The organism is Streptomyces sp. RB17, from assembly GCF_009604455.1.
Lineage (GTDB): Bacteria > Actinomycetota > Actinomycetes > Streptomycetales > Streptomycetaceae > Streptomyces.
In genome coordinates, this window is sequence record NZ_WEGL01000001.1 from 111,711 (window position 1) to 135,751 (window position 24,041).

27 protein-coding genes and 1 pseudogene are annotated in these 24,041 nt (G+C 71.5%); 18 read left to right on the forward strand and 10 right to left on the reverse strand.

Annotated elements, in window-relative coordinates:
* Positions 1–174 precede the first annotated feature (174 nt).
* Both SRB17_RS00445 and dapE read left to right on the forward strand, forming a co-directional pair.
* Positions 175–1,629, forward strand: coding sequence for an amino acid permease (locus tag SRB17_RS00445; RefSeq protein ID WP_323374782.1), 1,455 nt, complete (start codon positions 175–177; stop codon positions 1,627–1,629).
* Entirely contained in the window at positions 1,626–2,693 is a 1,068-nt protein-coding gene (gene dapE / locus SRB17_RS00450; protein ID WP_153533601.1) for a succinyl-diaminopimelate desuccinylase, read from the forward strand. Before SRB17_RS00445 ends, dapE begins: the two co-directional genes overlap by 4 nt.
* On the opposite strand, the gene SRB17_RS47455 is transcribed toward dapE, so the two are convergent.
* On the reverse strand, positions 2,674–4,227 hold the full coding sequence (locus SRB17_RS47455; RefSeq protein WP_153533603.1) for a PucR family transcriptional regulator: 1,554 nt from the start codon (positions 4,225–4,227) through the stop codon (positions 2,674–2,676). The two genes, dapE and SRB17_RS47455, sit on opposite strands and share 20 nt — an antisense overlap.
* Positions 4,228–4,328: 101 nt before the next feature.
* On the opposite strand from SRB17_RS47455, the gene SRB17_RS00460 reads away from it, so the two are divergent.
* From SRB17_RS00460 to SRB17_RS00470, 3 genes are read left to right on the forward strand one after another with little or no spacing between them, the layout of a single operon-like run.
* Positions 4,329–5,078 carry a chorismate synthase gene (locus tag SRB17_RS00460; RefSeq protein WP_153533605.1) on the forward strand — a complete coding sequence of 250 codons (750 nt, stop codon included), beginning with the start codon at positions 4,329–4,331 and terminating at the stop codon, positions 5,076–5,078.
* The gene (menC, locus tag SRB17_RS00465; RefSeq protein WP_323374783.1) at positions 5,075–6,184 is read left to right on the forward strand and encodes an o-succinylbenzoate synthase; all 1,110 of its coding nucleotides are present in this window, start codon (positions 5,075–5,077) and stop codon (positions 6,182–6,184) included. Before SRB17_RS00460 ends, menC begins: the two co-directional genes overlap by 4 nt.
* Before the next feature lie 32 nt (positions 6,185–6,216).
* Complete coding sequence (locus SRB17_RS00470) at positions 6,217–7,008, forward strand: S16 family serine protease (RefSeq protein ID WP_323374784.1); 792 nt, start codon at positions 6,217–6,219, stop codon at positions 7,006–7,008.
* 22 nt (positions 7,009–7,030) lie between these two features.
* Here SRB17_RS00470 and SRB17_RS00475 read toward each other — a convergent pair whose 3' ends face one another.
* From SRB17_RS00475 to SRB17_RS00485, 3 genes are read right to left on the reverse strand one after another with little or no spacing between them, the layout of a single operon-like run.
* The gene (locus tag SRB17_RS00475) at positions 7,031–7,450 is read right to left on the reverse strand and encodes a type II toxin-antitoxin system VapC family toxin (protein WP_323374785.1); all 420 of its coding nucleotides are present in this window, start codon (positions 7,448–7,450) and stop codon (positions 7,031–7,033) included.
* An 11-nt stretch (positions 7,451–7,461) separates the two neighbouring features.
* On the reverse strand, positions 7,462–7,704 hold the full coding sequence (locus tag SRB17_RS00480) for a ribbon-helix-helix domain-containing protein (protein ID WP_153533607.1): 243 nt from the start codon (positions 7,702–7,704) through the stop codon (positions 7,462–7,464).
* Between the two features lie 24 nt (positions 7,705–7,728).
* Positions 7,729–8,217 (reverse strand): Lrp/AsnC family transcriptional regulator, encoded by a 489-nt coding sequence (locus SRB17_RS00485; RefSeq protein ID WP_323374786.1) that lies wholly within the window; start codon positions 8,215–8,217, stop codon positions 7,729–7,731.
* 122 nt (positions 8,218–8,339) lie between these two features.
* Here SRB17_RS00485 and hppD point away from each other — a divergent pair, with 122 nt between their 5' ends.
* Positions 8,340–9,485, forward strand: coding sequence for a 4-hydroxyphenylpyruvate dioxygenase (gene hppD / locus SRB17_RS00490; RefSeq protein ID WP_153533609.1), 1,146 nt, complete (start codon positions 8,340–8,342; stop codon positions 9,483–9,485).
* Here the strand turns inward: hppD and SRB17_RS00495 are convergent.
* A complete protein-coding gene (locus SRB17_RS00495; protein ID WP_153533611.1) occupies positions 9,482–9,925 on the reverse strand; it encodes a DUF5956 family protein in 444 nt (147 codons plus the stop codon). The genes hppD and SRB17_RS00495 overlap by 4 nt on opposite strands.
* Before the next feature lie 24 nt (positions 9,926–9,949).
* The gene (locus SRB17_RS00500; protein WP_153533612.1) at positions 9,950–10,699 is read right to left on the reverse strand and encodes a hypothetical protein; all 750 of its coding nucleotides are present in this window, start codon (positions 10,697–10,699) and stop codon (positions 9,950–9,952) included.
* A gap of 370 nt (positions 10,700–11,069) precedes the next feature.
* Between SRB17_RS00500 and SRB17_RS00505 the strand changes: the two genes are divergently transcribed.
* Positions 11,070–12,479, forward strand: coding sequence for an FAD-binding oxidoreductase (locus SRB17_RS00505; protein WP_153533614.1), 1,410 nt, complete (start codon positions 11,070–11,072; stop codon positions 12,477–12,479).
* A gap of 17 nt (positions 12,480–12,496) precedes the next feature.
* On the opposite strand, the gene SRB17_RS00510 is transcribed toward SRB17_RS00505, so the two are convergent.
* Positions 12,497–12,910 carry an SsgA family sporulation/cell division regulator gene (locus SRB17_RS00510; protein WP_153533616.1) on the reverse strand — a complete coding sequence of 138 codons (414 nt, stop codon included), beginning with the start codon at positions 12,908–12,910 and terminating at the stop codon, positions 12,497–12,499.
* Between the two features lie 246 nt (positions 12,911–13,156).
* Here SRB17_RS00510 and SRB17_RS00515 point away from each other — a divergent pair, with 246 nt between their 5' ends.
* Together SRB17_RS00515 and SRB17_RS00520 are read left to right on the forward strand one after the other, a co-directional pair.
* Entirely contained in the window at positions 13,157–15,028 is a 1,872-nt protein-coding gene (locus SRB17_RS00515; protein ID WP_153533618.1) for an RDD family protein, read from the forward strand.
* A gap of 89 nt (positions 15,029–15,117) precedes the next feature.
* Positions 15,118–15,879: an RDD family protein gene (locus SRB17_RS00520; RefSeq protein ID WP_153533620.1), complete on the forward strand. Its 762-nt coding sequence runs from the start codon at positions 15,118–15,120 to the stop codon at positions 15,877–15,879.
* 18 nt (positions 15,880–15,897) lie between these two features.
* Here SRB17_RS00520 and SRB17_RS00525 read toward each other — a convergent pair whose 3' ends face one another.
* On the reverse strand, positions 15,898–16,155 hold the full coding sequence (locus SRB17_RS00525; protein ID WP_153533623.1) for a hypothetical protein: 258 nt from the start codon (positions 16,153–16,155) through the stop codon (positions 15,898–15,900).
* 152 nt (positions 16,156–16,307) lie between these two features.
* Between SRB17_RS00525 and SRB17_RS00530 the strand changes: the two are divergent.
* A pseudogene (locus SRB17_RS00530) lies at positions 16,308–16,525 on the forward strand (hypothetical protein); the annotation flags it as partial.
* 130 nt (positions 16,526–16,655) lie between these two features.
* The gene (locus tag SRB17_RS00535) at positions 16,656–16,976 is read left to right on the forward strand and encodes a hypothetical protein (RefSeq protein ID WP_153533625.1); all 321 of its coding nucleotides are present in this window, start codon (positions 16,656–16,658) and stop codon (positions 16,974–16,976) included.
* 3 nt (positions 16,977–16,979) lie between these two features.
* Here the strand turns inward: SRB17_RS00535 and SRB17_RS00540 are convergent, their stop codons facing one another.
* Positions 16,980–17,573: a nicotinamidase gene (locus tag SRB17_RS00540; RefSeq protein ID WP_153533627.1), complete on the reverse strand. Its 594-nt coding sequence runs from the start codon at positions 17,571–17,573 to the stop codon at positions 16,980–16,982.
* Between the two features lie 96 nt (positions 17,574–17,669).
* Positions 17,670–19,016 (reverse strand): nicotinate phosphoribosyltransferase, encoded by a 1,347-nt coding sequence (locus SRB17_RS00545; protein ID WP_153533630.1) that lies wholly within the window; start codon positions 19,014–19,016, stop codon positions 17,670–17,672.
* Positions 19,017–19,073: 57 nt separating this feature from the next.
* Here SRB17_RS00545 and clpS point away from each other — a divergent pair, with 57 nt between their 5' ends.
* The 7 genes from clpS (at position 19,074) to SRB17_RS00580 (ending at position 23,841) form a co-directional block, all read left to right on the forward strand.
* Positions 19,074–19,391: an ATP-dependent Clp protease adapter ClpS gene (gene clpS / locus SRB17_RS00550; RefSeq protein ID WP_055623360.1), complete on the forward strand. Its 318-nt coding sequence runs from the start codon at positions 19,074–19,076 to the stop codon at positions 19,389–19,391.
* 13 nt (positions 19,392–19,404) lie between these two features.
* Complete coding sequence (locus SRB17_RS00555; RefSeq protein WP_153533632.1) at positions 19,405–20,010, forward strand: DUF2017 domain-containing protein; 606 nt, start codon at positions 19,405–19,407, stop codon at positions 20,008–20,010.
* A 329-nt stretch (positions 20,011–20,339) separates the two neighbouring features.
* Entirely contained in the window at positions 20,340–21,773 is a 1,434-nt protein-coding gene (locus SRB17_RS00560) for an amino acid permease (protein ID WP_153533635.1), read from the forward strand.
* A gap of 136 nt (positions 21,774–21,909) precedes the next feature.
* Positions 21,910–22,332, forward strand: a complete 423-nt coding sequence (locus SRB17_RS00565; protein ID WP_153533638.1) for a Mov34/MPN/PAD-1 family protein — start codon at positions 21,910–21,912, stop codon at positions 22,330–22,332.
* Between the two features lie 79 nt (positions 22,333–22,411).
* Positions 22,412–22,507 carry a putative leader peptide gene (locus tag SRB17_RS47925; protein WP_309550412.1) on the forward strand — a complete coding sequence of 32 codons (96 nt, stop codon included), beginning with the start codon at positions 22,412–22,414 and terminating at the stop codon, positions 22,505–22,507.
* Between the two features lie 87 nt (positions 22,508–22,594).
* Positions 22,595–22,873, forward strand: coding sequence for a MoaD/ThiS family protein (locus SRB17_RS00575; RefSeq protein ID WP_153533642.1), 279 nt, complete (start codon positions 22,595–22,597; stop codon positions 22,871–22,873).
* A 17-nt stretch (positions 22,874–22,890) separates the two neighbouring features.
* On the forward strand, positions 22,891–23,841 hold the full coding sequence (locus SRB17_RS00580; RefSeq protein ID WP_153533644.1) for a PLP-dependent cysteine synthase family protein: 951 nt from the start codon (positions 22,891–22,893) through the stop codon (positions 23,839–23,841).
* Positions 23,842–24,041: the final 200 nt, after the last annotated feature.

Consider the following 24,041-nt stretch of genomic DNA (forward strand, 5'->3'; position numbering starts at 1 on the left):
CCCCGTGGGCGCGACCAACCCCCGCTCACCCGCACCCGGCATACGAACCCAGGCACCCCTTTTCTCATCCGGCCAATCACCAACCCGCACCTTTGGCCGATCCGCACACCCCACCGCACCCCCACCTCCGCATCATCAAGGGCCATACAGCCCCGAGGCGGAGGGAACAGCGCGGTGGACACAGTAGGTACCCGGCCGGAGGCCAGAGCACAGGGAACACCGACACGTCGGCTCACCCGCCGCCAGCCGGTGCAACGCCTCGTCGGGGAAGCCGCCGGCAGCCCGCTCAGGCGGACCATGGGCGTGGCCCAGCTGACGCTGCTCAGCGTGGGCGCCACCCTCGGCACCGGCATCTTCGTCGTGCTGGGCCAGGCGGTGCCGGAGGCCGGACCGGCGATCGTCGTCTCCTTCGTCCTCGCCGGCGTCACCGCCCTGTTCTCGGCGCTGTCGTACGCCGAGCTGGCCGGCATGATTCCCGGCTCGGGATCCTCGTACAGCTACGCCTACGCCACCCTCGGCGAGCTGGTCGCCTGGGTGTGCGGCTGGTGTCTGATCCTGGAGTACGGGGTGTCGGTCGCCGCCGTCGCCGTCGGCTGGGGGCAGTACGTCAACGAGTTGCTCGACCTCACCTTCGGGGTCACCCTCCCCGACTCGCTCAGCGCCCCGCCCGGGGCCGGCGGCACCCTGAACATCCCCGCCGCCCTCATCGTCGTACTCGCGATGGTCGTCCTGCTGCGCGGGGCCAGGGAGAGCGCCGTCGCCAACACCATCATGGTCGGCGTCAAGATCGCCGCCCTCGTGCTGTTCTGCGCCGTCGCCTTCACCGCCTTCCGCGCCGGGAACTTCCACCCCCTCTTCCCGCTCGGCGCCGCCGGCATGAGCGCCGGAGCCGCCTCGCTCTTCTTCTCCTACATCGGGTTCGACGCCGCCTCCACCGCGGGCGAAGAGGCACGCAACCCGCAAAAGGACCTGCCGCGCGCCATCATCCTGTCCCTCGTCCTCGTCACCGCCCTGTACGTGCTCGTCGCCGTCGCCGCGCTCGGCGCCATGCCGTGGAAGCAGTTCGCGGGCACCGAGGCCACGCTCAGCGAGGTGCTCGTACGGTCGGTCGGCGGCGGGAACCTGTGGCCGATCCTGCTGTCCGTCGGCGCGGTCGTCGCCACCACCAGCGTGGTGCTCACCGTGCAGTACGGGCAGATCCGGATTCTGTTCGCCATGGCACGGGACGGGCTCGTGCCGCCCCTGTTCGCCAAGGTCCACCCGCGCACCGGCGTGCCCCGCGCCAACACCGTGATCGTGTCCGGCTTCATCGCGGTCCTCGCCGCCCTCGTCCCGCTGGGCAGCCTCGCCGACGCCACCAGCATCGGCACCCTCTTCGCGTTCATGCTGGTCAATCTGGCGGTGGTGCTGCTGCGCCGGCGCAGTCCCGACACCCCGCGCTCCTTCCGGGTGCCCTTCTCGCCCGTCACGCCCCTGCTCGGCGTCGGCTTCTGCGTCTACATGCTGGGCAGTCTGGGCGCCGACACCTGGATCGCCTTCGGGGCCTGGATGGCGGCCGGGCTCGTCGTCTACGGCCTCTACGGCATCCGGCACTCCAAGCTCAACACCCCGCACGAGGACCTCGCATGACCGCCCCCGCCCCCACCCTCGACCTCGCCGCCGACGTCGTCACCCTCACCCGTGCCCTGGTCGACCTGCCCTCCGAGAGCGGGCGGGAGGCGGAGATCGCGGATGCCGTCGAGGCCGCTCTGCGTGCCCTTCCCCATCTCACCGTCGACCGGGTCGGCAACTCCGTCGTCGCCCGTACCCACCTCGGACGCGGCGAACGTGCCCTGATCGCCGGCCACCTGGACACCGTCCCGGCCGCCGGGAACCTGCCCTCCCGGCTCGCCGGCGACCGTGTGCACGGGCTCGGCGCCTGCGACATGAAGGGCGGGGTGGCCGTGGCACTCCGGCTGGCCGCCACCGTTGCGGCGCCCGTGCGCGACCTCACCTACGTCTTCTACGAGTGCGAGGAGGTGGAAGGGGACCGCAACGGGCTCGCCCGTATCGGTGCCGAGCGGCCGGACCTGCTCGCGGACGCCTCACTCGCCGTCCTCATGGAACCCTCCGACGCGGGCGTGGAGGCCGGCTGCCAGGGCATCCTCACCGCCGACATCGTGGTCAAGGGCGCCCGCGCCCACACCGCCCGCGCCTGGCAGGGCGTCAACGCCGCCCACAAGGCCGGCCCGGTCCTGCAACGGCTCGACGCGCACCGGCCCGAGCGGGTCGTCGTCGACGGGCTGGAGTACCGGGAGGGGCTCGGTGCCGTCGCCGTACGGGCCGGGGTCGCCGGGAACGTCGTACCCGACGAGTGTGTCGTCACCGTCAACTGCCGGTTCGCGCCCAGTCGTTCGCCGGAGGAGGCCGAGGCGTACGTGCGGTCGCTCTTCCCCGAGTACGAGGTGCGCGTCACCGAGGTCGTCGGCGGCGCCCTGCCGCATCTGGACCGGGTCGGCGGGCTCGTCGCCGCGCTCGGTGCCGAGCCGCGGCCCAAGCTCGGCTGGACGGACGTCGCCCGGTTCGCCGCGCTGGGCGTGCCCGCGCTCAACTACGGCCCCGGGGACCCCTCCCTCGCCCACACGGCCGGGGAGTACGTCCCCGTGGAGCACCTGCGGCGGTGCGAGGACCGGCTCAGGCAGTGGCTCCGGTGAGCCCCGCCAGCACCCGCAACTGAAGCCAGAGCACCAGCCGTTCGTCGGGGTCGGCCAGATCGACCCCGGCGTGCTGCTGGAGCTGCCGGAGCCGGTAGCGGCAGGTGTTGGGGTGCACGGCGAGCAGCTTCGCCGCGCCCGCCATGTCACAGCCCGCGTCGAACCAGCAGACCAGCGTGCGGGCGTACTCCGTGCCGTGCGCGGTGTCGTACGCCAGCACCCGGCGCCAGGCGCCCGCGTTCAACTCCCGCCGCTCGCCCATCACTTCGGCCAGCCGCAGCAGTGCCACGCGGGCCCGTACCTCGTCCACCGTGGCCACCGGCAGGTCCGCGTCCAGCACCCGCAGCACCAGGTCGGCGTCCGCCCGGGAGTCCGCCAGCCCCGCCGCGTCCGGCACGACCTCACCGAGCGCCGCCCGCACCGGCACCCGCAGCGCCTGCCCCGCCCGCGCCACGATGTCCTCGGCCAGTTTCTTGTGCCGCTCCCCGGGACCGGGCAGCACCGCGTACACCACCCCGTCCACCAGCACCCCCGCGTGCCGCCCGTAGCGGGCCTCGCACTGCAGCCGTACGACGTCCAGCAGGCGCAGCGCCGTGCGCTCGGCGTCCGGGACGCTCGCGGCCGAGTCCAGCACGAAGGCCGCCACCCGGGCGGGACCGGCCAGGCCCAGGCGTTCGGCGGCCGTCGGCGCGTCCACCGCCGTGCCGTCCAGCAGGCGGCGCAGCAGTTCGCTGCCCCGGTGCCGGGCCAGTTCCCGGGCGGCGCGCGCCCGCAGCAGGAGCAGGGCGGCGGTGGAGACGCCCTGGGCGAGAGTGTCCTCGGCGTCCGGGGCGAGCGAGCCGCCGTCGATCACCCACACCGAGCCGAGCGTCTCCCCGCCGGCCCGTACCGGCATCGCGAGGCGGGGCAGGTCGCCGTCCGCGAGCGCGGGCAGCCTCAGCGGGCGGTCGGCGGCGAACAGCCGGCGGTACTGCTCGGTGTTCTCCGCGCTGGCCGGCACCTGCCGGCCGAGGATGCCCTGCCGACGGTCCTCGTCCACCGGCTGGCCTGGGACGGTGGAGTAGGCCAGGATCCGCTGCCGGGGGTCCTCGATGGCCGTCGCCCCGCCGGTCGCCGTCGCGATCGCGTCGGCCAGCGCGAACAGGTCGCCGAGCCCGGTGTCGGAGGGCACGGCGGCGGGCTGGGCGGCGATGGCCGAGGCCAGCAGCAGATGGACGTGGTGCCAGGCCGCGTCCTCGGCGACCGACAGCAGGGCCACGCCGTGCTCCTCTGCCTCCGCGACCGGGCCGTCCGCGCCGCGCACCACCACCCCGGTCAGCCCGGCCCGGGCCGCCGCCCGCAGCAGCGGCCCGGACTCCGCCGCCGGCACGCCCACCGCGAGCAGCAGCGCGCCGGGCTGCCGGGGGAGCGGGGTGCGGCCGTCGTGCAGCACCGCCTCGGTCACCGGGACGGCCTGCCCGGCGGGGGCCGTGTGCAGGCGCAGGGCGGGGCCGCCGACGACGTCCAGGAGGTCACCGAGGGTGCAGGCGTCCATGAGGGTCCCCAGCGGGCTGTTGGCGGATGGTGAAACGAACGTACGCGTGCGTTGGCCGCTCGCACAACACGCGCCGGGCCGGCTTTTCCGAGACTCGTGCCATGACAGCAGGAGTCACCATCCGTACCGTCCAGGACGTCGCCTCCCTCGCGGCCGTGGCCGACTACTTCAGCGACGTCTGGCAGACGCCCCGCACCGCACCGCCCTACCCGGCCGAGGTCCTGCACAGCCTGGTGCACGCCGGCGGCGCGGTGCACGCCGCGTACGACGGGCAGCGGCTGGCCGGCGCGTCCGTCGCCGTCCTCGGCGCCGACCGCGGCACATACTCGCTGGTGGCCGCCGCCGACCAGGGGCTCGGGTACGCCGTGAAGCTGGCCCAGCGCGACTGGGCCCTCGGCCTGGGCGCCCGCACCATGCGCTGGACCTTCGACCCGCTGGTCGGCCGCAACGCCCGCTTCAACCTGGTCAAGCTGGGCGCCACCGGCACGGAGTACCTGGTCGACTTCTACGGCCCGATGACCGACGGCGTGAACGACGGTGACGAGAGCGACCGGCTGACGGTGACCTGGGACCTGGACGCGCCACCGGCGTCGTACGACGGCGCACCCCAGGGACCGGTCGTCGCCACCGCCCCCGACGGCGACCCGCTCGCCCGCCGCGACGAGCGGCACATCTGGTGCCGGGTGCCGGAGGACGTCGTCAAGCTGCGCGCCGGCCACCCGGCGCTGGCGCTGCGCTGGCGGCACGCGGTGCGCGAGGTGCTGCTGACGGCCTTCGCGGAGGGCTTCCGGGCCACCGGGATGTCCCGCGACGGCTGGTACACGCTGACCCGGACGGAGGGGGCCTCGTGAAGCTGGAGCGCGTCGAGATCGTGCACGTCGCGATCCCGCTGGTCACCCCCTTCCGAACGTCCTTCGGGACGATGACGACGAAGGACACCTTCCTCCTGCACGTCGTCACCGACTCCGCCGAGGGCTGGTCGGAGTTCGCCGCCGACCCCGAGCCGCTGTACTGCTCGGAGTTCGTCGCCGGTGCCGAGATCGTGCTGCGCGACTTCCTGATCCCGCGCGTGGCGGCGCTGGGCGAGGTCACGGCCGCCGCCCTCGCCCCGGCCATGGCGAGGATCAAGGGCCACGAACTGGCGAAGGCGGCCCTGGAGACGGCCCTGCTGGACGCCGAGCTGCGCACGTACGGCATGCCACTGGCGGTCTATCTGGGCGCGGTACGGGACCGGGTGCCCGCCGGGGTGTCGGTCGGCATCAAGAACTCGGTGCCGGAGCTGCTGGACGACGTCGAGCGCTATCTCGCCGAGGGGTACGTCCGTATCAAGCTGAAGATCGAGCCGGGCTGGGACGTGGAGCCGGTACGGGCGGTCCGCGACCGCTTCGGCGATGCCCTGCCCCTCCAGGTGGACGCCAACACCGCGTACACCCTGGCGGACGCCGGGCATCTGCGGCGCCTCGACGACTTCGGGCTGCTGCTGATCGAGGAGCCGCTGGAGGAGAACAACCTGCACGCCCACGCCCAGCTGCAACAGCGCCTGCGCACCCCGGTCTGCCTGGACGAGTCCCTGCACCACGCCTCCGACACCGCCGCCGCCATCGCGATGGACGCCTGCCGGGTGGTGAACGTCAAGCCCGCCCGGGTCGGCGGCTATCTGGAGGCCCGCCGGGTCCATGACGTGGCGCACGCGCACGGCGTCCCGGTGTGGTGCGGCGGCATGCTGGAGACGGGCATCGGCCGCGCTCCCAACCTCGCCCTGGCCGCCCTCCCCGGCTGCACGCTCCCCGGGGACACCTCGGCCTCCGCCCGCTACTTCGCCGAGGACATCACCGAGCCGTTCGTCCTCCGGGACGGCCATCTGCCGGTCCCGACCGCCCCCGGCATCGGCATCGAGCCCCTTCCGGAGGCCCTGCGCCGCTTCACCCTGGGGCGACGGGACCTGTACGCGGCCTGAGGCACCGCCGCTGGTCACGTTAGATTGATTCCGTGCTCTCACGTCTCACACGTCCCCAGGCCGTAGCCGTCTGCGCGCTGCCCGTCGTGGCCCTGCTGGCCACGGCGGCGTTCGCGCCGTTGCCGTTCTCGGTGGCGCAGCCGGGGATGACGGCGAACGTGCTCGGCGAGAACAAGGGCACACAGGTGATCAACGTCTCCGGCGCGCCGGTCCGGACGACCAGCGGGCAGCTGCGCATGGTCACGATCGAGGCGACCGGACCGGACGCCAGGGTGACCCTCGGTGACGTGGCCGACAACTGGTTCCGCACCGACCGGGCCGTCATGCCGCGCGACGCGGTCTACCCGAGCGGCAACACCGTCAAGGAGATCGAGAAGCACAACGAGGCGCAGATGAGGCAGTCCCAGGACGCGGCGACCCAGGCCGCGCTGACGTACCTCGGGCTCAGCGCCGACAAGGTCAAGGTCACCCTGAAGCTCGCCGACGTGGGCGGGCCGAGCGCGGGCCTGCTGTTCACCCTGGGGATCATCGACAAGCTGCACGGCGACGGCAGCGGCGGCGACCTCACCGGCGGCCGCACCATCGCCGGCACGGGCACGATCGACGCCTCCGGCAAGGTCGGCGCGGTCGGCGGGGTGGCCCTGAAGACCCAGGCCGCCCGACGCGACGGCGCCACCGTCTTCCTGGTCCCGAAGGCCGAGTGCACCGACGCCAGGGCGGAACTCCCGAAGGGCCTGCGCCTGATCCCGGTCACCACGCTCAAGGGGGCGGTGAACTCCCTGGAGGCGCTGGAGAAGGGCAGGGGCTCGGTGCCGAGCTGCTGACACCTGCCCTGCTCGGCAAGGGTCAGCCGGCTTCCAGTGGATGCTGCCAGCGCAGACCGGGGAAGCGGGCGACGTCGCGGTCTGCGGTGTAGAGCGTCGCGCCGTGCTCGATGGCGAGGGCGGCGATATATGCGTCGGGGATGAGATTGCCGCGAGCGCCGCCTTTCAGGATCAAGCGCTCGAAGATGTCCCAGTGCCGGGGGCCCTCCTGGACCAGGGTGGCGACCGGCGTGCCGCGCATGTCCTGCAGGAAGGTGAGGGCCGTCTTCGGCTCGCTCGGCGGCTGGTAGATCCGCTGGTGGGTGACGATGCGTAGGAACCCGCTGTCGATGACCCCGTTGTAGCCGACAGGCTCGTCGCCCCGCAGTCGCTCGATGAGCCATGCGTGGTAGCGGTCGTGGTCCTTGCTGTCCTCGCGGAAGGCGTACACGAGGACGTTCACGTCGCAGAGAATCACTCGAGTCCGTCCATGAGGTCGCGCACGGAGGCGTTGTCATCGAGGTTGACGCCCGGGCGCGGTCCCCGGCCGCCCGGGTCGGTGGTCAGCTTCACGATGTTCTTGGCCGCCACCACATCCCGCGCGAACGACGCCCGCAACGCATCCTCTATCACCGCACTGACCGTGACGCGCCTGCGCGCGGCCCGCAGTTTGGCTTCCTGGATCAGGTCCTGGGGGAGGTCGACTGTGGTCCTCATGCATCAGAGTGTAGAGAGTGTGCATCATGATGCGCCACTGCTGTTCGTGTCCGCAGCCGCCTGCTCCACCAGCGGGATGATCCGCAGCGGAACCGGGTTCTCCATGACGATCGCCGTGGAGGCCCGGACGATGCCGTCGAAACCGACGACCCGGTCGATCACCCGCTGGAGATCGGCGTTGGAGCGGGCCACCAGGCGGCACAGCATGTCGCCGCTGCCGGTGGTGGTCAGCAGCTCCAGCACCTCCGGCACGGTCGCCAGGTGCGCCCGGACATCGGACCCCTGGCCCTGCCGGATCTGCAGCGTGGCGAAGGCCGTCACCGGGTAACCGAGGGCCGCCGGGTCCACCTGCGGACCGAAGCCCCGGATGACCCCGTTCGACTGGAGCCGGTCCAGGCGTGCCTGCACCGTGCCCCGGGCGACGCCGAGCCGCCGGGACATCTCCAGCACGCCGATGCGCGGCTCCCGGGCGAGGAGCACGATGATCCGCCCGTCCAGATGATCGATCGTCACGGCACCCCCAGGGATGGGCATCCTGTACAGAAAGGCCGACAACACGGCCGTATCACTGAACAGGTTGCCCAGTGAATGCGGAAACTATTGCGCACCTTGCAGGGCGGGTCCACGCTTCCGCTATGACGCAGACCACTCACCACACTCCCGACACCGCCCGGCAGGCCGACCCCTTCCCGGTCAAGGGAATGGACGCGGTCGTCTTCGCCGTGGGCAACGCCAAGCAGGCGGCGCACTACTACTCCACCGCCTTCGGCATGCAGCTGGTCGCCTACTCCGGACCGGAGAACGGCAGCCGCGAGACCGCCAGTTACGTGCTCGAGAACGGCTCCGCCCGCTTCGTGTTCACCTCGGTGATCAAGCCGACCGGCGCCTGGGGCACCTTCCTCGCCCAGCACGTGGCCGAGCACGGCGACGGCGTCATCGACCTGGCCATCGAGGTCCCGGACGCCCGCGCCGCCCACGCCTACGCCGTCGAGCACGGCGCCCGCTCGGTCGTCGAGCCGTACGAGGTGAAGGACGAGCACGGCACCGTCGTCCTCGCCGCGATCGCCACCTACGGCGAGACCCGCCACACCCTGGTCGACCGCTCCGGCTACGACGGCCCCTACCTGCCCGGTTACGTCGCCGCGAAGCCGATCGTCGAACCGCCCGCCCAGCGCACCTTCCAGGCCATCGACCACTGCGTCGGCAACGTCGAACTCGGCCGGATGAACGAGTGGGTCGGGTTCTACAACAAGGTCATGGGCTTCACGAACATGAAGGAGTTCGTGGGCGACGACATCGCCACCGAGTACAGCGCGCTGATGTCGAAGGTCGTCGCGGACGGCACCCTCAAGGTCAAGTTCCCGATCAACGAGCCCGCGATCGCCAAGAAGAAGTCCCAGATCGACGAGTACCTCGAGTTCTACGGCGGCGCCGGCGTCCAGCACATCGCGCTGAACACGGGCGACATCGTGCAGACCGTCCGCACCATGCGCGCGGCCGGCGTCGAGTTCCTGGACACCCCCGACTCCTACTACGACACCCTCGGTGAGTGGGTCGGCGACACCCGGGTGCCGATCGAGACCCTGCGCGAGCTGAAGATCCTCGCCGACCGCGACGAGGACGGCTATCTGCTGCAGATCTTCACCAAGCCGGTCCAGGACCGCCCGACGGTCTTCTTCGAGATCATCGAACGGCACGGCTCGATGGGCTTCGGCAAGGGCAACTTCAAGGCCCTGTTCGAGGCGATCGAGCGCGAGCAGGCCAAGCGCGGCAACCTCTAGGCGTAGAAGACGGCCACGGCCCTCGCGATGGCCGTGGCCGTCTCGCGCGGGTGGGGAGCGGCGCCCGGCAGCTCCCGCTCGTGCCGGTCGATCAGCTGCCAGAGGCCGGCGAGGGTGCGCCCCGGCGGGATCTCCAGGTACCAGGTGAAGCCGGGCGGGCGCGGCGGGATTCCGGCGTCCGCAAGGTAGGAGTTGGCCTCCTCCTCGACGATCGCCCGGTCGGCCGCGGCGCGTTCGGGAACCGGATCACCGGGCACGCGCACGGAGTGGCCGGGCCCGGCGTACCAGCAGACGGTCATGTGCCAGCCGGAGTCGCCCGTACGCGCGTAGGTCCGGCCCTCTTGGCCGATCTCGACGGGGACTTCCCGCCCGCGCGCCGACGAGGGCCGCGCGAGCGGGACGTCCGACCAGGTGTGCGGCGGCCGGTGCACTGCTGTCACCCCTTCGTGCCCCTCACTCCCGCGTCACTCCGGCGGGAAGTAGCAGGGATCCGAGCCGTAGCAGTTGAAGTACGGCGTCTCGAAGAGCCTGCCGGACAACGGCGCGTACCCGGTGGGAACCCACGAGGCGTCCAGCGCATGGTAGTACTCGTTGGAGTTCTCCAGCCGGTCCCCGTAACGCGGCCCGCTGTCCCAGCGGGCCATCGGCCCGTTGAGGTAGGCGCCGCCCATGGTGTCGGTGCCGCAGGGGTTGTCCGGCCAGAAGGAGATCTCCTCGTAGCACTGGGTGCTGACGGTCGGGAAGTACAGGGGCGGCCCCTCGTCGAGGATGAGGGTGGTGGTCAGGCGGGGCTGGCGGCCGTTGAGGTTGTTGCGCAGGACCGCGTCGTAGGAGCCGACGGTCCGGTCCCCGTAGCCGTACCAGATGTTCGCCTTGGTCTCGCGGATGTAGTCGCTGATCAGCCGGGTGCACAGGCCGGTCGGCTCGCACCAGGAGTCCTCGTCGTCGGCGGGCGAGGCCTGCGTCGTGACGGTCGGTTTCGCGGCGGAGCCGTCGAGCTGTTCCACCTTGCCGTTCGCCAGCAGGGTCGAGCCGGCACAGGCCCAGGAGGCCAGGTCGCGCTGCTCGGCCGTGGTGACGCAGTGCCTGGTCGGTCCCGCGGGTACGTCGGCGGTCAGGTCGCGGTGGTCGCCGTGGCCGGCGGCCGACGCCGTGCCCACGCTCAGCAGGACGGCGGCCAGGGCGGCGACGGTGGCCGCGATGATTCTGCGCATGTTCCCTCCCCGTACGGACATCACCGTGCGAACTCGGTCGAAGGGGATGCTATGGAGCCTCGACCGGCCGCGGACAGAAGGGTTTTCGGTGCCTTCGCCCACTGCCCGGAAGCGGGACCGCCGGTTGTGCCGGGGAGGTGCCGGGCAGCGGCGGGGCCCCTGGTGGGGGAGAGGGGCGTGCCCCGGCCGGTCACACGGGGGACAGGCGGGGCACGACATCGGCACGCACCGGGCACACCGGCCCCCGAGGGCCACCACAGCCTCGCGGTGCGATCCGCGGCACCGGTGGCCGAAAGCCTGCCCCGGCGGCCCGGACCCCGCCGAGCACGGACGGGTTCACACCGATGGCCGTGAGTGCGAACCTGAGATCATGAGCCGTATCGAAGCGCCCCGTTCCGAAGACGCTGTGGCGACCGGCAGCCTCACCGACCGGCTCCTGTCCGGCCTGCCCGCCGAGGCCGTCCTGACCGACCCCGAGGTCACCACCTCCTACGCCAACGACATGGCGAGCTTCTGCCCGGCCGGCTCCCCGGCCGTCGTCGTCCTGCCGCGCACCGTCGAACAGGTCCAGCACGTCATGCGCACCGCCACCGAACTGCGCGTCCCGGTGGTCCCGCAGGGCGCCCGCAGCGGCCTGTCCGGCGCGGCGAACGCCACCGACGGCTGCATCGTGCTGTCGCTCACCAAGATGGACCGCATCCTGGAGATCAGCCCCGTCGACCGGATCGCCGTGGTCGAACCCGGCGTGATCAACGCGACCCTGTCCCGCGCGGTCGAGGAACACGGCCTGTACTACCCGCCGGACCCCTCCAGCTGGGAGATGTGCACCATCGGCGGCAACATCGGCACGGGGTCCGGCGGCCTGTGCTGCGTCAAGTACGGGGTCACGGCCGAGTACGTGCTCGGCCTCGACGTGGTCCTGGCCGACGGCCGTCTGCTGTCCACCGGCCGCCGTACGGCGAAGGGGGTCGCGGGCTACGACCTCACCCGCCTGTTCGTCGGCTCCGAGGGCTCGCTCGGCATCGTCGTACGTGCCGTGCTCGCGCTCAGGCCCAAGCCGCCGCAGCAGCTGGTGCTGGCCGCCGAGTTCCCCTCCGCGGCGGCCGCCTGCGACGCCGTCTGCCGGATCATGGAGGGCGGTCACGTCCCGTCCCTCCTCGAACTGATGGACCGTACGACCGTCAAGGCGGTCAACGACCTCGCCCGCATGGACCTCCCGGAGACCACCGAGGCGCTGCTGCTGGCCGCCTTCGACACCCCGGACCCGGCCGCCGACCTCGCCGCCGTCGGCGCGCTGTGCGAGGCCGCCGGCGCCACCGAGGTGGTCCCGGCCGAGGACGCCGCCGAGTCCGAGATGCTGCTGAAGGCCCGGCGGCTCTCGCTGACCGCGCTGGAGGCGGTCAAGGGCACGACGATGATCGACGACGTGTGCGTGCCCCGCTCGCAGCTCGCCGCGATGCTGGAGGGCGTCGAGCGGATCGCCGAGAAGTACGACCTGACCATCGGCGTCTGCGCGCACGCCGGCGACGGCAACACCCACCCCACCGTCTGCTTCGACGCGGCGGACCCCGACGAGTCCCGGCGGGCCCGCGAGTCCTTCGACGAGATCATGGCCCTCGGCCTGCAGCTCGGCGGCACCATCACCGGCGAACACGGCGTCGGCGTGCTGAAGAAGGAGTGGCTGGCCCGGGAGATCGGCCCGGTCGGGGTCGAGATGCAGCGCGCGGTGAAGCAGGCCTTCGACCCCTTGGGCATCCTCAACCCGGGCAAGGTGCTCTGAGTCCCCGGTACCGCGCCTCACCGGGCGAGCAGCTGGTCGAGCGCGTCGTCGATGCCCAGCTGCCCGCCCTCGGCCCCCGGCGGCACGGCCCGCAGCGTCCGCTCCAGCCAGGCCGACACCTGCGGGACCGGCGCCTCCAGCAGCGCGTCCCCGTCCGGCGAGCTCAGCGCCATCAGCACGACACTGCGCCCCTCCGCCTTCGACGGCCACACCCGCACGTCCCCCTGCCCGCACGGCCGGAACACGCCCTCCACCAGCAGATCGCGGGCGAACGTCCAGTTGACGGGGGAGTCGGAGTTGATGTGGAAGGTGATGTGGACGGCGTACGGATCGTCGGAGCGGTAGCTCAGCCGGGCCGGCACCGGGATGCCGCGCTCCGGCGACAGGATGAGCCTCAGTTCCAGCTCCCGTTCCACCACGGTGTGATGCATGACCTGCGGGTCCTTTCTGCCAGGGGTCTGCCGGGTCCGCTCGGAACGGGCCCGCACCGGGGGAGAGGGGGCAGGGGCCGGGCCATTACGCGGGTTCGGGAGAATTTTTTTCGCTTCACGTGTGAGGGCCGGGTACGGGATTGCCCGGAAAGGGGTGGGTCCTGCGGGACTGGCGCTGCGGGCTGCCGCGGTCTGATAGATGTGGAGGCCCCCATCCCACCCCCGAGCAGATACGGGACGACGGACATGAGCGCCCCAACCCCGGCCCCAGGTGACGACAGGCCCCGCGAGGGCTACTACCCGGACCCGTCCATCCCCGGATACGTCCGGTACTGGAACGGCGCCTCCTGGGTGCCCGGCACCAGCCGCCCGGCGCCGAAGGACGGCGAACCGCTCATCCCGCCGCCCGGTGTCCGTCCCGCGGCCCCGGCCGTCGAAGAGACGGGCCCGCACTTCTTCGACGAGGATCCCCAGCCGATGCCCTCCGGCCAGGACGGGCCGGGTACGTGGGCGCCCGACGGCCAGGGCGGGGCCGGTGCCGCCTGGGGCACCGACGGCCCAATCGGTGCGGGGCACGCCGGGTACGGCGACCAGGGCACGGGTGGGCAGGCCGGCGCCGCCGGCCGGGGCGCCGGATCGACGGGCGCCGGCGGTCGGGCGGGGCCGGGTGACTGGGGCGCCGGGCCATCGGCTGCCCAGGGCCCGCACGGGCAGCAGGGCGCCGGCGGCCACGGCGTGGGGCAGCCCGGCGCCGGTGGTCATGGTGCAGGGCAGCACGGAGCCCGTGACGGGCGCACCGCCTGGGGCGCCGACCCGAGGGTGTCCGCGGAAGGCGCGGACCGGCCGGCCGGCCAGGCGAGCGGCGCCGGCGGCCCGACGACGCCCGCGGAGGGCGACGACCAGGACCCCGGCGGCACCTTCATCTTCCGCCGCCCGATCCCGGGGCCCGCGGCTGTCAGGGACGACGGCACGATGACGTTCCGCCCGGTGCCCGGCCAGAGCCGGCAGGGCGCACAGCCCGCGTCCGGCCCGCAGACCTCAGGCCCGCAGACCTCCGGCCCGGAATTCGGGGCGGACTCCGGTGCCGGGTCGCACGGCGCGGCCGGCGGCACGGGATACGGCGCCCGGGGACCGGGGTCCCCTTTCGACGCACAGGGGGCGCGGAGCGCCGGCGCCGACCCGCGTGCTTCCGGCTCGCCGGCGCCCGACGGGGCGGGGGCGTCGGGCTCGGGTGCGGGTGCGGCCGGTTCGTCCGCGGCGCCCGGTGGCTTCGGCCCGCAGGGTCCCGTCGGCGCGTCCACGCCGCCCTCCGCCGGGAACCCCGCTGCCTCGAACCCCTCCGCCGGTTTCCCGGCCGCAGGCCCCGGCTTCGGTGCCGGCAAGGCCGCCTCCGCCCGCGCCGCCGCGCAGGCACCGCAGGCCCAGCCCGCACAGCCTGCCCAGTCGGCCGTGGCGCCCTCGGTGCCGGCGCAGGCCGGTGTCCCGGTCGCCCCGGTGACCAGCGGGCCCGGCGGCGGGCAGGCGTCCTGGGCGCAGCAGGTGCACCAGCTGGCCGGTGGTGCGGACGAACAGCCCGTGGCGCCGTGGAAGCCGCCGGTGGAGGACGTGTTCCAGGCGGCCGCGCGCCGGCAGGCCGCCGCCCGTCCGGCCGGACTCGGCAAGCGGTTCGCCGCCCGGCTGATCGACACCCTGGCCGTGTGCGCCGTGACGGGCGTCGCCGCCGTACCGCTCGGCAGCAGGGCCGTCGACCACGTCCAGCAGAAGATCGACGCGGCCAGGCTGTCCGGCCACGAGGTCACCGTCTGGCTGCTCGACGGCACGACCGCCACCAGCCTCGGCGTCGTGCTCGCCGTCCTGCTGCTCGTCGGCGTCGGGTACGAGGTGCTGCCGACCGTCAAGTGGGGCCGCACCCTCGGCAAGAAGCTGCTCGGCATCGAGGTCCGGGACATCGAGGCGCACGAGCCGCCGGCCTTCGGCCCGGCGCTGCGCCGCTGGCTGGTCTACAGCGTGCCCGGCCTGCTCGGCATCGGGATCGTGGGCGTGCTGTGGTGCCTGTTCGACCGGCCCTGGCACCAGTGCTGGCACGACAAGGCGGCGCACACCTTCGTCGCGGGCTGAACGCGGGGCACGGCCGTCATCCGGACGGCCGTACTCCGTAAGGCGGTCCGCCGGATGCGGAGCCGAGGCGTTCGCGGTCCACTCGGGCCATGAGCAGCGAACCGCCCCCCGGCTCCGGAGAGCAGCCCCCCGAGGACGACCCGTTCAGGAAGCGGCCCCCGTCGGACCAGGGGGCGGGCTCGCCGTACGACACCCCGCCCGGCGGCGCCCAGCAGCCCCCGGGCGGCAACCAGCCACCCCCGTACGGCAGCGGCGAGCCACCGCCGCCGTACGGCGACCAGCCACCTCCGCCGTACGGCGGAGAACAGCCCCCTCCTTACGGCGGCGGCCCGTACGGAGGCGCAGGTCCCTACGGCACCGGCCCCTATGGCGCCGGCGGTTACCCCACCGACCCGCTCGCCGGCATGCCCCCGCTCGCCGGCAGCGGCAAGCGGACGCTGGCGAGGATCATCGACATGATCCTCGTCGGCATCGTCGTCTGGCTGCTCACCTGGGCGTTCGGCGTGCGCGAGTACACCATGAACAACGACCGTGTCGAGGTCGGCCGGTCCGTGGCCCAGTCCTTCGTCGCGGCCGTGCTGTACATCGCGTACGACACGTTCATGATGACCCAGTACGGCCAGACCCTCGGCAAGAAGTGGTTCAACATGCGGGTGGCGAACCTGGACAACGGTGCCACCCCCTCGGTGCAGACCAACCTGATCCGCGCCCTGGTGCTGTGGGTGCCGTTCGCCTTCTGCTGCGCCTGCATCTGGACTGCGATCTGCGGCGGTTGGAGCTACTTCGACAAGCCCTACAAGCAGGGGCTGCACGACAAGGCGGCCAAGACGGTGGTGGTCAGCACCGGTTGAGCGCCGGCGGTACACGGTTCACAGTGCGGTGGACACCGGCTGCTCCTGAGGCGCGGACTCGGGGGATCCGTCCGGTGCCCCGGCCGGCAGCTCGGTCGTGCGGACCTTCGGCAGCGGTACCGTCATGGCCACGAGCAGCCCGAGGGCCAGCGCCGCGAGGGCGATGACGGTGACCCCGAGGCCCGAACTCGTCTGGGACAGCAGCAGCATGGCGAGCGTCGAGAAGATCACGGTGCACGAACCGTAAGCGAGCTGTGCGGCAGTCGGACGAGGCATGGCAATCGTGTCCTCGGAAGTCTTCGGGGATTCTTCGGATGGGGGCACCATTCGACTCTCTTCGCGTGCATGCCCGAGCCGGACACCCGGTAAGCGTGACCTAACCCACGGTACCGGTGCACGGGGGGCGCACGGAGTCATGGGCCCGGCAGATCCTGGAGTGGGTCACCTCCCAGGCGGACAACGACACCAACTCCGCCAACGGCCACCCGGGTTCCGGTGCGACCCTGCCGATCGACTCGCACACCAGCACCTCCTGCGACCCGGCGAACCCCACCGGGGGCGTGAAGATCACTGACACCGGCACCAAGATCGTGATCACCGGGGGGCAGGGAACGGCTCGACGATCTTGCTCAAGATCGGCCCCGCGGTGAAGCAGTCCACGTTTTCGCAGGTCAGACACGTATCGACGGCAACCCCTTGGCGGGTCGCCATCGGTCGTGTTTAGGTGCGTCCTGTGGACCGCTTATTGACACCGACCGAAACGGGGATGTGACCGCATGGCCGCTGGAGGCTTCTGCAAGCTGCCGAACGGGACGGTCGTGGTGGCACTGAACCTGCCCTACGACTCCGCCGGGGTGCGGGTACTGGTGCACGCCCACAACCGTGCCCGGGCCCTGACCAGGCTGCGCAACCTGGGGTTCCGCGCGATCTACCTGCGGGGGAACGCCGCGCCTCCGACGCCGGACGAGATCACGGCCGTGCTGCACCACCCGGACGGCCTGATATGGCGCACGGCCCCGACCGACAACGGTGTCATCGTGACCGAGCTGTGGCATCCCATCCGGGCGCTGCTGCGCAGGTCGGCGGTGGTTCAGTGACCCCTAGCCACTGACCACGGGCTTACCGGTGAGCTCCACCCCGGCCTCCCGCAGCTCCTCCAGCGCCCTCTCCGTCGTCTCCGGTGCCACCCCCGCCGTGAGGTCCAGCAGGACCTGGGTGCGGAAGCCCTCTCTCAAGGCGTCCAGGGCGGTGGCCCGTACGCAGTGGTCCGTGGCTATGCCGACCACGTCGACCTCGTCGATGTGGCGGGCGCGGAGCCAGTCGGCCAGGGACGTGCCGTTCTCCTCCTGGCCCTCGAAGCCGCTGTAGGCCGCCGAGTACTCCCCCTTGGAGAACACCGCGTCGACGGCGCCGGAGGCGACGGCGGGGGCGAAGTTGGGGTGGAAGCCCACCCCCTCCGTGCCCGCGACACAGTGCGCGGGCCAGGAGTGGACGAAGTCGGGGTTGTCGGCGAAGTGGCCGCCGGGGGCGATGTGGTGGTCCCGGGTGGCCACCACATGGCGGTATCCGGTGCCCGCCGCCTGGCCGATCAGCTCGGTGATCGCGGCGGCCACGTCCGCGCCGCCCGCCACCGCGAGGCTGCCCCCCTCGCAGAAGTCGTTCTGCACGTCTACGACGATCAAGGCGCGGCGCATGGTGGGTGTCCTTCGACTGAGGATTAAGTAACTGAGCCTAGAGACTTACGGCCCCGTAGGGGAGGGGGCGCGGGTGGAGCGGACGGCGGTCCCGCTTTAGCTACCCGAGCGCCCCTGGACGTACTCCGTCGGAATGACAGGTTCCCCTCGGGAGAGCTGGATCGCCGAGAGGGGGAGGTTCGCGCGCGCGGCGGTGTGGCGGTCGCGCGGTACGTCCAGGGGTTCGCGGGCGACGACGTCCCCGCCCTTGATCAGCTCCACCAGGAGCTGCCGGTCGGCGAGCTCCGCCGGTACCGCGCCGGTGCCCACGACCTCGGCTTCCGCCACCCCGTCCTCGTCCAGCCGGCGCGCCGCCCACTTGCGGCCCCCGAGGGAGGTCTTGCCGCCGCTGGACTTCTTCGCGACCGGCATCAGCGGCGCCTTCGGGTCGGCGGTCTCGGCGCGGGCGACCAGCTTGTAGACCATGGAGGCGGTCGGGTGCCCGGAGCCGGTCACCAGCTGGGTGCCGACGCCGTACGCGTCCACGGGTGCGGCGGCGAGGGAGGCGATCGCGTACTCGTCCAGGTCGGAGGTGACCACGATCTTGGTGTTCGTCGCGCCCAGCTCGTCCAGCTGCTGCCGCACCCGGTGCGCCACGAGCAGCAGGTCGCCGGAGTCGATGCGGACCGCGCCCAGCTCGGGGCCGGCCACCTCCACCGCCGTACGGACGGCCTCGGCGACGTCGTAGGTGTCCACGAGCAGGGTGGTGCCCCGGCCGAGGGTGTCGACCTGGGCCTGGAAGGCGTCCCGTTCGCGGTCGTGGAGCAGGGTGAAGGCGTGGGCCGAGGTGCCGACCGTCGGGATGCCGTAGCGGAAGCCGGCCGCGAGGTCGGAGGTGGTCGCGAAACCGCCGACGTACGCGGCGCGCGCGGCGGCGACCGCCGCCAGCTCGTGGGTGCGGCGGGCGCCCATCTCGATCAGCGGGCGGTCCCCGGCGGCGGAGGCCATCCGGGAGGCCGCGGCGGCGATCGCGGAGTCGTGGTTGAGGATGGAGAGGATCACCGTCTCCAGCAGCACGCACTCGGCGAAGGTGCCCTCGACCCGCACGATCGGCGAGCCGGGGAAGTAGACCTCGCCCTCGGGGTAGCCCCAGACGTCCCCGCCGAAGCGGTAGTCGGCGAGCCACTTCAGGGTCTCCTCGTCGACGATCTGCCGCTCGCGCAGGAAGCCGAGGACGTCCGCGTCGAAGCGGAAGTTCTCCACCGCGTCCAGGACGCGCCCGGTGCCCGCCACGACGCCGTAGCGACGCCCGTCCGGCAGCCGCCTGGTGAAGACCTCGAACACGCTCCGCCGTTCGGCCGTTCCGGCCTTCAGGGCGGCCTGCAGCATCGTCAGCTCGTACTGGTCCGTGAAGAGCGCCGTCGACGGAACATCCACCGGCAGCCCAAGGTCCGCTGTGTTCATGACGACAGATCGTACTCCCTTTTCGTCGGTGTGACGATTTCCGGGCCGCGTGGCAGCATGGGCACTGTGACGTCACCCGCGCCCCTAGAGATCGAACGCACCGAGTCGGCGGAGGAGGTCTTCGCCGTACCCGAGCCCGACGTCCCTTGGGTCACGATCGTGCACAACGACCCGGTCAACCTCATGAGCTATGTGACGTACGTCTTCCAGACGTATTTCGGGTACTCCAAGGACAAGGCCACCAAGCTCATGCTCGACGTCCACCACAAGGGCCGGGCGGTCGTCTCCAGCGGGAGCCGCGAGGAGATGGAGCGCGACGTGCAGGCGATGCACGGCTACGGTCTGTGGGCCACCCTGCAGCAGGACCGGAAGTAGCGAACTCATTTACATGCCCGGACATTTCGAACCGCTCCCCGGCGGCGGCGCGGCCGTCGCGCTCGACGACGTCGAGATCTCCATCATCCGGTCGCTGGCCGTCCAGCTCCTGGAGCTCATCGGCCCCGGGCCGGGTGCCGACAGCCCCAAGGACCCGCTCGCCGAGCTGTTCGCGGAGGGCCCGAGCGAGCCGCCCGCCGATCCGGTGCTCAGAAGGCTCTTCCCGGACGCCTACAGCGACCCCGAGCAGGCCCCGGACTCGCCCGCCGAGGCGGAGGAGCGGCAGGCGCACTCCGCCGAGTTCCGCCGGTACACCGAGAACGACCTGCGCGCGGGCAAACGCGAGAACGCGCTCGCGGTCATCCGCGCCCTGGACGCGCTCGCCCCGGTGGACGAGGGCGGGGCGGTGCTGAAGCTGAACCCGGACGACTCGAAGCTGTGGCTCGGTGCCCTCAACGACCTGCGGCTCGCGATCGGCATCCGGCTGGAGATCACCGACGAGGACGACACCGACCTGCTCTACCGGCTCCCGGACGAGGACCCGCGCAAGCCGATGGTGATGGCCTACCTGTGGCTGGGCGGACTCCAGGAGACCCTGGTGAACACCCTGATGCCCTGACCTGTCGGGTTTTGCGGTGGACGAGTGTTCGCTCAGCGGACGCTCAAATCCGGATAACGATCGCGTTACCGTTGCGGCCTGTTTTGCCGCATTCGAGCGCTCTTTGTCCGCTTTTCCCTGTGTGATGCGCCACATCGCGCCCCTGTGATCAATATTGCGGCCGTGATAGATCTTCACGACCGCCCGGCCGACACCACCCATGTCCGGCCGGGTGCGCCACCGAGCCGACGACCGTCGGCCAGGCAACAACTCCAGCAATCCGGGGGGATCGAAACCCGATCCGAGGCCGACGAAAGGTCCGGATCGGCATGGAGAAAGGCGCACCACACATGACCTCAGCGCAGGTCGACCAGCATCGCGACGGCAAGGACGCCGCGCGGGCCGACAGCGAGGGCGGCGAGGGATACCAGCGCGGGCTCGGGTCCCGGCAGATCCAGATGATCGCCATCGGCGGTGCCATCGGCACCGGCCTGTTCCTCGGCGCGGGCAAGGGCATTTCCAAGGCCGGCCCCAGTCTGATCCTGGCCTACGCCATCGCGGGCCTCGTCATCTTCCTGATCATGCGGGCCCTCGGCGAGCTGCTGATGTACCGCCCGGTGTCGGGCTCGTTCTCGGAGTACGCGCGCGAGTTCATCGGCCCCTTCGCGGGCTTCGTCACCGGCTGGACGTACTGGCTGTTCTGGGTGGTCACGGGCATCACCGAGGTCACGGCCGCGGCTGCCTACATGACGTACTGGTTCGACATCCCGCAGTGGGTCTCGGCCCTGATCTTCACGGTCGTGCTGTACGGCGCCAACCTGATCTCCGTGAAGCTCTTCGGCGAGCTGGAGTTCTGGTTCTCCATGGTCAAGGTCACCGCGATCATCGGCATGATCCTGATCTGCGCCGGCATCCTGACGATCGGCTTCTCCGACGCCGGTGACACCGCCTCCGTCGCCCACCTGTGGAACGACGGCGGCTTCTTCCCGCACGGCGTCGGCAACACGCTGATGACCCTGCAGATGGTCATGTTCGCCTTCCTCGCCGTCGAGCTGGTCGGAGTCACCGCGGGCGAGTCCAAGGACCCCAAGAAGGTGCTGCCCAAGGCGATCAACACCGTGCCGTGGCGGATCGCCGTCTTCTACGTCGGCGCACTGATCATGATCCTGTCGGTCGTGCCGTGGACCAACTTCCACCCGGGTGTGAGCCCCTTCGTCGCCGCCTTCCAGAAGATGGGCCTGGCCGCCGGCGCCGGCATCGTGAACTTCGTCGTCCTCACGGCCGCGCTCTCCTCCTGCAACTCCGGCATGTACTCCACCGGCCGCATGCTGCGTGACCTGGCGCTCAACAGCCAGGGCCCGAAGTTCTTCACCAAGCTGACACGCAGCGGCACCCCGCTGGTCGGCACGACGTTCTCCGCCGCGCTGATGCTGGTCGGCGTCTGGATCAACTACCAGTGGCCGGGCAAAGCGTTCGACTACGTCGTCTCCTTCGCGACCATCTCCGGCATGTGGGCCTGGATCGTCATCCTGGTCTGCCAGATCCGCTACCGGTCGAAGGCGAACCGCGGGCTGCTGCCGCAGAGCGAGTTCCGCGCGCCGGGGGCGCCGTACACGAGCGTCTTCGCCCTGCTGTTCATCTTCATGGTGATCGTGCTCATGGGCATCGACAAGGACGCCCGGGTGTCGCTTTACTGTGCTCCGCTGTGGGCCGCGATCCTCGGCGTCTCCTACTGGGTGCTCAGGCGCCGCAACCCGGAGGCCGCGGCCTTCCGCAAGCGCTGACCATCCCCCAAGGGACGTCCAGCCGCACGGGGCTCTCGTGGTGCCCCGCTGCGGCTGCCGCTCAGGACGTCCGGCATATGGGCCGTTCCGTACCAGCCATCGGTACGGAACGGCCCTTCTGCTTATCCTGACCGACATGCTGACCATCACCCAGGCCCTCTACGACCAGATCGTCGCCCACGCCCGCAAGGACCACCCCGACGAGGCGTGCGGCGTCGTCGCGGGCCCGGCGGGCGCGGACCGCCCCGAGCGCTTCATCCCCATGCTGAACGCGGCCATGTCGCCCACCTTCTACGAGTTCGACTCGGGCGACCTGCTCAAGCTCTACCGCGAGCTGGACGACCGCGACGAGGACCCGGTGGTCATCTACCACTCCCACACCGCCACCGAGGCCTACCCCTCGCGCACCGACATCTCCTACGCCAACGAACCCGGCGCCCACTACGTCCTCGTCTCCACCGCCGACACCGACGGCCTCGGCGAGTTCCAGTTCCGCTCCTTCCGGATCGTGGACGGCGAGGTCACGGAGGAGGAGGTCGCGGTGGTGGACTCCTACTGATCCCGCGATGCGGTCAGATTTCATCCAGCATGCGAGATCACACTCCGATGTCCGGACCGGGAATCGTTACGATGAGCGCATGGTTCTGAACGACGTGAGCGAGAAGGCGCCGGGCACGCTGCTCGTGGCGCGGCTGCACGTCGACCTGTGCAGGCTGAACAGCGCCATCTGTTGACGTTTCCCGCCGCCGTACGGCCGTGAGCCGCGGCGTGCGCCGCCGCGTGCCCATCTTTTCCGATACTCCCGACAGGAGCCCTGAGCCATGGCCATCGAGGTCCGCATCCCCACCATCCTCCGCACCTACACGGACGGCCAGAAGGCGGTGGAGGGCAGCGGGAACACCCTCACCGAGCTGTTCGCCGACCTCGAGACCCGGCACGCGGGCATCCAGGCCCGCATCGTGGACGAGGGCAAGCTGCGCCGCTTCGTCAACGTGTACCTGAACGACGAGGACGTCCGCTTCATCGACGGCATCGACACCAAGCTGTCCGACGGCGACACCGTGACGATCCTGCCGGCCGTGGCCGGCGGCATGCGCTGATCGGCCGCTGAGCAGCGATGCGCTACGACTCCCCGCTGGCCGCGGTGGGCAACACCCCTCTGGTGCGCCTGCCGCGGCTCTCGCCGTCCGCCGACGTCCGTATCTGGGCCAAGCTGGAGGACCGCAACCCCACCGGCTCGGTCAAGGACCGTCCCGCGCTGCACATGATCGAGCAGGCGGAGAAGGACGGCCGGCTCACCCCGGGCTGCACCATCCTCGAGCCCACCTCCGGCAACACCGGCATCTCCCTGGCCATGGCGGCCAAGCTCAAGGGCTACCGCATGGTGTGCGTGATGCCGGAGAACACCTCGCAGGAGCGCCGGGACCTGCTCGGCATGTGGGGCGCGGAGATCATCTCGTCCCCGGCCGCGGGCGGCTCCAACACCGCCGTGCGCGTGGCCAAGGAACTGGCCGCCGAGCACCCCGACTGGGTGATGCTCTACCAGTACGGCAACCCGGACAACGCGGGCGCCCACTACGCCACCACGGGCCCCGAGATCCTCGCCGACCTCCCCTCGATCACCCACTTCGTCGCGGGCCTCGGCACCACCGGCACCCTGATGGGCGTCGGCCGCTATCTGCGCGAGCAGAAGCCGGGCATCCAGATCGTGGCCGCCGAACCGCGCTACGACGACCTGGTGTACGGCCTGCGGAACCTGGACGAGGGCTTCGTCCCCGAGCTGTACGACGCCTCGGTCCTCACCACCCGCTTCTCGGTCGGCTCGGCCGACGCGGTCACCCGCACCCGCGAACTCCTGCAGCAGGAGGGCATCTTCGCGGGCGTCTCGACCGGCGCCGCCCTGCACGCGGCGATCGGTGTGGGCCGCAAGGCGGTCAAGGCGGGGGAGTCCGCCGACATCGTCTTCATCGTGGCCGACGGCGGCTGGAAGTACCTGTCGACCGGCGTCTACACGGCGGCCACCACCGAGGAGGCCATCGAGACGCTGCAGGGTCAGCTCTGGGCCTGATCCCGCCGCAGGCCCGCCCCAGCCCCCTCCATGAGGGGGCTAAGCCATTCCTATGGCCGGGCAAAGAATTGCTTTGAGTACTGCCGGTGGCCCCGGGGCCAGAACTACGGTTCCTCCCGCAGCCTGACATGTCACGCTCACTCGGCGGGACTGTCAGGTGCCTGCGAGTGTCATGCTCATGACTGCGCGGTTCTGCCGCC

Bases quoted from the DNA above. Each gene is read 5' to 3' on its own strand.
- dapE (WP_153533601.1), top strand. From the start codon at position 1,626: ATGACCGCCCCCGCCCCCACCCTCGACCTCGCCGCCGACGTCGTCACC.
- SRB17_RS47455 (WP_153533603.1), bottom strand. From the start codon at position 4,227: ATGGACGCCTGCACCCTCGGTGACCTCCTGGACGTCGTCGGCGGCCCC.
- SRB17_RS00460 (WP_153533605.1), top strand. From the start codon at position 4,329: ATGACAGCAGGAGTCACCATCCGTACCGTCCAGGACGTCGCCTCCCTC.
- SRB17_RS00480 (WP_153533607.1), bottom strand. From the start codon at position 7,704: ATGAGGACCACAGTCGACCTCCCCCAGGACCTGATCCAGGAAGCCAAA.
- hppD (WP_153533609.1), top strand. From the start codon at position 8,340: ATGACGCAGACCACTCACCACACTCCCGACACCGCCCGGCAGGCCGAC.
- SRB17_RS00500 (WP_153533612.1), bottom strand. From the start codon at position 10,699: ATGCGCAGAATCATCGCGGCCACCGTCGCCGCCCTGGCCGCCGTCCTG.
- SRB17_RS00505 (WP_153533614.1), top strand. From the start codon at position 11,070: ATGAGCCGTATCGAAGCGCCCCGTTCCGAAGACGCTGTGGCGACCGGC.
- SRB17_RS00510 (WP_153533616.1), bottom strand. From the start codon at position 12,910: ATGCATCACACCGTGGTGGAACGGGAGCTGGAACTGAGGCTCATCCTG.
- SRB17_RS00515 (WP_153533618.1), top strand. From the start codon at position 13,157: ATGAGCGCCCCAACCCCGGCCCCAGGTGACGACAGGCCCCGCGAGGGC.
- SRB17_RS00520 (WP_153533620.1), top strand. From the start codon at position 15,118: ATGAGCAGCGAACCGCCCCCCGGCTCCGGAGAGCAGCCCCCCGAGGAC.
- SRB17_RS00525 (WP_153533623.1), bottom strand. From the start codon at position 16,155: ATGCCTCGTCCGACTGCCGCACAGCTCGCTTACGGTTCGTGCACCGTG.
- SRB17_RS00535 (WP_153533625.1), top strand. From the start codon at position 16,656: ATGGCCGCTGGAGGCTTCTGCAAGCTGCCGAACGGGACGGTCGTGGTG.
- SRB17_RS00540 (WP_153533627.1), bottom strand. From the start codon at position 17,573: ATGCGCCGCGCCTTGATCGTCGTAGACGTGCAGAACGACTTCTGCGAG.
- SRB17_RS00545 (WP_153533630.1), bottom strand. From the start codon at position 19,016: ATGAACACAGCGGACCTTGGGCTGCCGGTGGATGTTCCGTCGACGGCG.
- clpS (WP_055623360.1), top strand. From the start codon at position 19,074: ATGGGCACTGTGACGTCACCCGCGCCCCTAGAGATCGAACGCACCGAG.
- SRB17_RS00555 (WP_153533632.1), top strand. From the start codon at position 19,405: ATGCCCGGACATTTCGAACCGCTCCCCGGCGGCGGCGCGGCCGTCGCG.
- SRB17_RS00560 (WP_153533635.1), top strand. From the start codon at position 20,340: ATGACCTCAGCGCAGGTCGACCAGCATCGCGACGGCAAGGACGCCGCG.
- SRB17_RS00565 (WP_153533638.1), top strand. From the start codon at position 21,910: ATGCTGACCATCACCCAGGCCCTCTACGACCAGATCGTCGCCCACGCC.
- SRB17_RS47925 (WP_309550412.1), top strand. From the start codon at position 22,412: ATGGTTCTGAACGACGTGAGCGAGAAGGCGCCGGGCACGCTGCTCGTG.
- SRB17_RS00575 (WP_153533642.1), top strand. From the start codon at position 22,595: ATGGCCATCGAGGTCCGCATCCCCACCATCCTCCGCACCTACACGGAC.
- SRB17_RS00580 (WP_153533644.1), top strand. From the start codon at position 22,891: ATGCGCTACGACTCCCCGCTGGCCGCGGTGGGCAACACCCCTCTGGTG.